Origin of the sequence: Anabaena sp. CCY 9402-a, assembly GCF_963920945.1 — a bacterium.
Lineage (GTDB): Bacteria > Cyanobacteriota > Cyanobacteriia > Cyanobacteriales > Nostocaceae > Trichormus > Trichormus minutissimus.
Genome location: NZ_CAWUDL010000030.1, coordinates 63,215 through 69,556 on the forward strand (window position 1 = coordinate 63,215; position 6,342 = coordinate 69,556).

Annotated in this window: 5 protein-coding genes; 3 read left to right on the top strand and 2 right to left on the bottom strand. The window is 41.9% G+C overall.

Annotated features, from left to right (window positions below; all coding sequences use genetic code 11):
• Positions 1-267 precede the first annotated feature (267 nt).
• From ACM0OR_RS13225 to ACM0OR_RS13235, 3 genes are all read left to right on the top strand, one after another.
• Positions 268-927, top strand: a complete 660-nt coding sequence (locus ACM0OR_RS13225; RefSeq protein WP_414576622.1) for an Npun_F0813 family protein — start codon at positions 268-270, stop codon at positions 925-927.
• 113 nt (positions 928-1,040) lie between these two features.
• Positions 1,041-1,898 (top strand): hypothetical protein, encoded by an 858-nt coding sequence (locus ACM0OR_RS13230; RefSeq protein ID WP_414576624.1) that lies wholly within the window; start codon positions 1,041-1,043, stop codon positions 1,896-1,898.
• 18 nt (positions 1,899-1,916) lie between these two features.
• Positions 1,917-2,924, top strand: coding sequence for a transposase (locus ACM0OR_RS13235; protein ID WP_414576632.1), 1,008 nt, complete (start codon positions 1,917-1,919; stop codon positions 2,922-2,924).
• Between the two features lie 117 nt (positions 2,925-3,041).
• Here ACM0OR_RS13235 and ACM0OR_RS13240 read toward each other — a convergent pair whose 3' ends face one another.
• The gene (locus tag ACM0OR_RS13240) at positions 3,042-4,604 is read right to left on the bottom strand and encodes a metallophosphoesterase family protein (protein ID WP_414576626.1); all 1,563 of its coding nucleotides are present in this window, start codon (positions 4,602-4,604) and stop codon (positions 3,042-3,044) included.
• A 306-nt stretch (positions 4,605-4,910) separates the two neighbouring features.
• A complete protein-coding gene (locus tag ACM0OR_RS13245) occupies positions 4,911-5,870 on the bottom strand; it encodes a YegS/Rv2252/BmrU family lipid kinase (protein ID WP_323268057.1) in 960 nt (319 codons plus the stop codon).
• Between the last annotated feature and the right edge of the window lie 472 nt (positions 5,871-6,342).

Below are 6,342 nucleotides of genomic sequence, written 5' to 3' on the forward strand. Positions count from 1 at the left end.
AGCCATATAGACGATTATATCGTTACCTCTACTAATAAGCAATTAAAAAATTGCAGATTTACGGCTGGTAGGGCTAAGATTCTAGGCGCAAGTTAGTCAATTTAGACTAAAAACGCAACGAAGCGGCTATTAATTAGCTAGAAGTTATTTGCGTGTTGATGGCGATCGCCTACACCACGTAAGTAATCGCACTATTGGCGATGTTGCCAAATCAGATTATAAATCGCATATCTACAAAGCCCCTGTGAGGAGTTATTTGCTAGTGCCATGTTTATTTTGAAACGGCAGGATGTTGAAATATCAAGCATTCAGCACCCAAAAAAGGATCAGCAAGTGCCGATTCTCCATTACCAGGGGCAGACTTTTCGCTTGATTAGTGTGTTCAAAGCTGGACAAGAAGAAGAAGCAAGAACTTTGTGGAGAGAATTAACCGATCATCGGGGTAAGGCTTGCGTCTTGTTGGAAGAACCGGAACGCTTTAGCGTCTGGGGTAAGGTACGCTTAGACCAAATAGATAATGATACTGGCGGACATAGCAAAAACGGCACTTTTATCCAGGCTAGTATTTTGCTGTTGCAAGCCGTTCACATGGATATTGAAGATTTCTTGGGGACAAAGCAAGCTTCATTATTTGAAAAAGATATTGCGGAAGTCCTGAAACAGCAGCAGTTTCCTGAGACTAGTTCTGTTGAGGCTGTGAAATACTTAGTAGCTAATAACCCCCTTGAATCCGCGAAACTTCCTCCCTGGAAAGAAAATCATGTAGTTTGTTTCTTACAAGAACTACATAAACTAGGGAAAACTTATTTTGGTAATGCCAATTTTGCCCATCAAGTAGCCAATCACTTACAGGATATGCCAGAAGGAGAGCGATCGCTATTTATATCCTGGCTAAATCAATCTTCACTAAGTAAACTGTGGCAATAGCATAAAACTTGTTGCAAAACAAGTAACTATGGATAGTTGCTATTTGCTTACAATTGTGATTATAGAAGTTCTTGCAGATCAAAATTTTACCAGAGTGCATTTAGTTAAATCCTATGAATAGTTCTTACAAAAATTCACCGCCCCTGAGCAAATCCCTGTTTACTACCCAGAAAATAGTTTTGGCTAGTATTGGCTGGGGAGTGCTGGCACTGCTATACTTTCTATTATTCAGTGCCAAAGTTCCTGGATCTGATGGTGTAGAAACCCGTGCCGAGTGGTACGTGATTGGTACAAATATTTTTGAAGCGTTAGCTTATCTGGGTGCTGGGATTTTATGCTTAAGGAATTGGCGTAGTCAACAGATTGTTAGTAGTCGAAACGTCTGGCTAGCCATTGCCATAGGTATGATTTCTTATGTCCTAGGAGGGATATTTTTTGGATACACAGAAATAGTTTTAAAAGATGAACCGGATGCGTCTATTGGCGACGTGTTTTTTGTATTAAGTTATATATCCCTAGGCGTAGGCATGATTTTAGCAGTAGCTGCTAGACGAATTAATCTAGAAAAATGGCAATGGCTCATTGTATTAGCAATTGGAGTCTTTGGTAGTTTGTTGGCATGGTGGATTTCTATGCAGCAAGCAACCAACTCAGAAGAATTGCTAGTAGTGGGTTTGAACTGGTTTTACATAGTTAGCGATGTCCTGCTGTTAATTATCGCTACCATTCTGCTATTAGCTTTTTGGGGGGGGCGAGTTGCCCAATCCTGGAGAATGATTGCAGCGGCCGCGTTTTCGCTCTACATTGCAGATATGTGGTTTAAATACGCCCAGGGTCCAAATTATCAAAGTGGAGAAATCTTAGAAGTGTTTTGGGTGTTTAGTGGAGTGTTATTTGGTATGGGCGCAGCCCTAGAATATGACGCCTCATTAAGCCGGACTAGGCGGGAGCGCACAAGAAAACGAGCATAGAAAACATTGGTGTCTACCGTGAGAAAATTAACAAATCCTGACAAACAAGAAATTCTCAAACTATATCGAGAGACTGCGGAAACAACCTCAACTTTAGCAGAACGCTATGACGTGAGTAACTCCACAATTAGCCGCCTGCTAAAAAGTACCTTGCCGGAAGATGAGTACGAATACCTCGTTTCATTAAAACGTGCGGCGAGGACTCCTGAAGGTAGAGCGCAAGTCAGTTATGAACAAGTACCTGCTTTTGTTCAACCAGAGCCAGAAGTACCAGCTAAAAGTCAGGAAAAACCACGTTTAAAATCTCCTGAAGTTGAGCAACCAAAGCAGGTAGAACAGCCAGTAGCGTCACCAGAGCAAGAAGAGGAAGACAAGCAAACCCACCCTATCAGAAGAGTACGAAAACGCGCTGTCACAGAAGCAGAGGTCAAACCAAAGCCCAAGCAACCAATCGTCAAGCAATTAGAAATTCCAGTAGAACAGCCGCAGGAAATAGCCAGTATTCCCATTCCTTTATTAGAGGATGACAAATCTGACGTAACTGCTATTGCCAGAATGCTGGGAGAAGATTTGTTAGACGAGTCTGAGGATTTGGACGATGAGGAGGATTTAGAAGACGATTTAGAAGATGAAGACGATTACGAGGAGGACGAAGAGTATTTTGAACAGCCAAGACCTCTTGTAAGCAGACGTAGAATGGGAGAAATACCCGTTCAGGTCTTACCATTATCGGTAGCAGCTTTACCCAAAACTTGTTATTTGGTAATTGACCGCTCCTCGGAATTAATTACCAGACCACTCAAGGATTTTGGTGATTTAGGACAAATTCCTAGCTTAGAAAACCAGCAAAGAACTCTACCTGTGTTTGATAATCACCGAGTTGCCAAGCGTTTTTCTACCAAACGCGATCGCGTGATTAAAGTCCCTGATAGTAAGATGCTGCATAAGGCTCGCACCCATTTACAAGCCAAGGGTATTACCAGACTATTAATTGATGGTCAGGTCTATTCCTTATCTCTGGTGTAAAACAAAGTAGAGACGCTGCATCGCACCGTCTCTACAGGCTTGATTAATCATTTGCAGATATGCTTGGGCTTGTTGCCGAGATTTACTGTTTTCTTAAGTGAATTTACTGAAAAAATATTAAAGAATTAATGGTGTTAGCTCATAATTATGCCATTGACGCTGATACCATTCTGCTACTAAAGGACGAACAATAAACTGGGGTCGCTCATCGCCTTTGACATCAATTCGCACACAAGAATAAGGGCGGCGTTTCTGTGAACCTTGTCCATTACGACCAAGAAAAAGATGCGATCGCGCTATTAATCTTTCTTCATTTCCCCAAGCTTCACTTAAATCTGCTCCCTCAGTACGCTGGCGACGCAAACTATAACCACTACCGCCACAAACGAGCCAGTTTATATTAGCATCAGCGTGTCCAGTATCTAGAGTTTTTAGGTATTCTAAGCAATGGGCATGACCATTTAAGACTAAATCTACCAAAGGTTGCCCTTGATTGAGCGCACCTATTTCTTTAGCCACTGCATCTAGTACCCCACGCAGGCGGCTGCGAATTACCAAAGTCTGCGCCTGTTGCCATTTTGTCGCCTCTGTTACATACGGTGGGTGATGAAAGTAAATTACCCTTCCTCGCACTTCTGAGTTATGCCAAGATGCAATTAATCTCTGTTTGAGCCAGTCTAATTGTTCGGTGTCAGTCTGCGGTGCTTGATCAGTGTTTAGCTGCTTGTCGATATCAACAATAATTTCCTCAATTTGGGATAATTTATAGTGGAAATCATCTAATTGTTCCGCTTCGTTAGGGTTATCGGCGTTTAATTTCGCGGAAGATTCAATAATTTGCATCTTCTCCCGTTCTAAATCTTGCTGACGACTAGCTAATATTTGGCGATCGCTATCACCTTTTTTGGTTTTTGGTAAAGGCTGCGGCTGATTAAATGTGTTGGAGTCAAGGGCAAAAAAATCAATCCCACCATAGCGAAAAGTGTAATATCGATTAGGTAAGCGGGTGAAATATCCTGGTTTATAGGCAAGAGCGCGGCCTGTGTCGGTGGTAGCGGTGTAGTGTTGATCTAAATGGTGGGGTAATTCTCCTGGTAGGCGAAACCTTTGGAGATAGTCGAGAAAAGCCTTAGCGTAAGCATTCCCAACCCCTGAACCATGCAAACCAATATCTATATCTAAGCGCGATCGCAATATGTATCGCATCGGTAAAGTTGACACCGATAGCAAACTCAACAATAGCGGTAACTCATAGTAATCATGATTACCAGGAACGGGGAGGACTGGTAACTTAAACACCATATCGTCGTAAGCAACCTTTTTAGGATGCTCCCCACCCACAAGTAATTCTCGGTAAGGTTGAATAAAATTTTGGTGATAATATTCACTCGACCCTACCAAATAAATTACATCTCCTGTGTGTAGCAAAAAACGACATTCCTGATGATGGGGTAACATCAATTCTGCTACCTCTCGTTGGGGGTTGTGTCCCTTATGTTTACCAGAACCACTATCACCCACGACTAAAAAAGAGAATTCCCTCTCATCAGCTTGTCCATCCTCCAGACATAGACGAGTTTGATCAATCTTCCGTTCTAAAATTAACGAGTCTTGCCAACGTACCCGTTGCTGCATCTTCCGGATTTTCTTAGCTATTGGAGGATCGTGGACGAGTTTCAATTGAATTTACTCCTTTTTAGTGATGGGGAGTGGGAATCAGAGAGGTTTGAACGAGAATGTTTTAGTTCTAAATGAGAATATCTTAGTTCTAAGCGAGAATATTCTTGTTTGAAATGAAAACATTCTATGTCTAGATAAGAATATTCCTGTTTGAAATGAAAATACTCTAGTTCTGCGTGAGAATATTTCGGTTCTACATGAGGACATTTTAGTTCAGAACTCAAATATTTATGTTTATAATGATCAATCTCACATTTTTAAACTAAAGTTTGAACCTCTAATCTCCATTTTCCACTTACCACTCCCTCACTCTTTCATTTCAATCTGCAAATTCGGCAGCCCTTCCAGTTTCTCTAGTAGTTTCTCTTCGGGTATTGATGGGACAAATACCTTTAAAGCTGCGGGAACACATTTAATTTCAATTGGCGTTGTGCCGGCTACTTCACCGTCAACCACTACCTTTTGTGGCGGAACAGTCGTGATTTTAAATTGTTTAGCTCGTAAATAGCCAATATCATCTCGTTCGGCGGCATTTCCAGCAGAGGCGGTTTGAAACAAATGATAGGTAGCTGCGATCGCTCCTGCTTTGTTATTAGGAGCTACAATTGTCAAATCTAGTAACCCATCATCATAAATAATCCCAGCCGGCCCCTGTGCTAACACTGAAGTTGGGGGTGCTGCATTAGCCACCGTTACCGCCGAAGCACTAGTTTTAATAATTTTGTCTTCAGTTTCAATCTCGACATCAAAGATTTCTAACTCTCTTAGCTGTTGAATACCGGCGAGGACATACGCCATCATCCCAAAGCGTTTTTTAGCATCCCTGTCTGCCATTTCCACAGTTTCTGCCTCGAAACCAATCCCTGCTAATAGAATCATCGGCAGATCATTACAATAGGCAATGTCTATATCACGGGTGATGCCTTGTAAAATTATCCGACAAGCCACATCAATAGCATCAGGTATTCCTAAAGCTGCGGCAAAAGCGTTAGCCGTTCCCCGTGAAATAATCCCGAAGGGAATATCAGTACCCGCCACAGCCAAAGCCGCCGCCGATAAAGTCCCATCCCCTCCAGAAGCAATAATTAAATCTACTCCCTGCTGGATTGCCGCCTTTGCTAACTCATCGCCGCCAATCTCTTCTGTTGTCAAGTAAATATCTAAAGTAATTTCCGGTTCTAATATTGCCCGAATTTGTGCCAATTCCAACTCTGGATTACCCTGTCCAGCCACCGGGTTAAAAATAAGGCAAGCGGAACGACTCATAAAAATGACAGATTATTTAGTTGCTAAAAGCATAGATCCTAAAATTACCATTTCTACAAAATTTCGACTTCTTTCTCTTGGCAGTAATTTGAGATACTCAACCGCAGAAACTTCACAAAAAAGTGCCAAGACCCTCAGATACTCTCTGCGTGAACGCGTAGCGTATCCGTAGGATTCACCCCGAAGGGTACTCGGAGCGTCTGTCTATGACACGCTCCGCGTACAGGTAGGGAAACCCACCCATGCAAGTGTCCGCCTTTGCGTAAGCTTTTACTTGTTTACCAACGCAGCACTCACTACTCACTACTTACTACTCATTACTCATTACTCATTACTCATTACTCATTACTCATTACTCATTACTCATTACTCATTACTCATTACTCATTACTCATTACTCATTACTCATTACTCATTACTCATTACTCATTACTCATTACTCATTACTCATTACTCATTACTCATTACTCAT

Coding starts and splice junctions, on each gene's coding strand:
- ACM0OR_RS13225 (WP_414576622.1), top strand. CDS start 268: ATGTTTATTTTGAAACGGCAGGATGTTGAAATATCAAGCATTCAGCAC.
- ACM0OR_RS13230 (WP_414576624.1), top strand. CDS start 1,041: ATGAATAGTTCTTACAAAAATTCACCGCCCCTGAGCAAATCCCTGTTT.
- ACM0OR_RS13245 (WP_323268057.1), bottom strand. CDS start 5,870: ATGAGTCGTTCCGCTTGCCTTATTTTTAACCCGGTGGCTGGACAGGGT.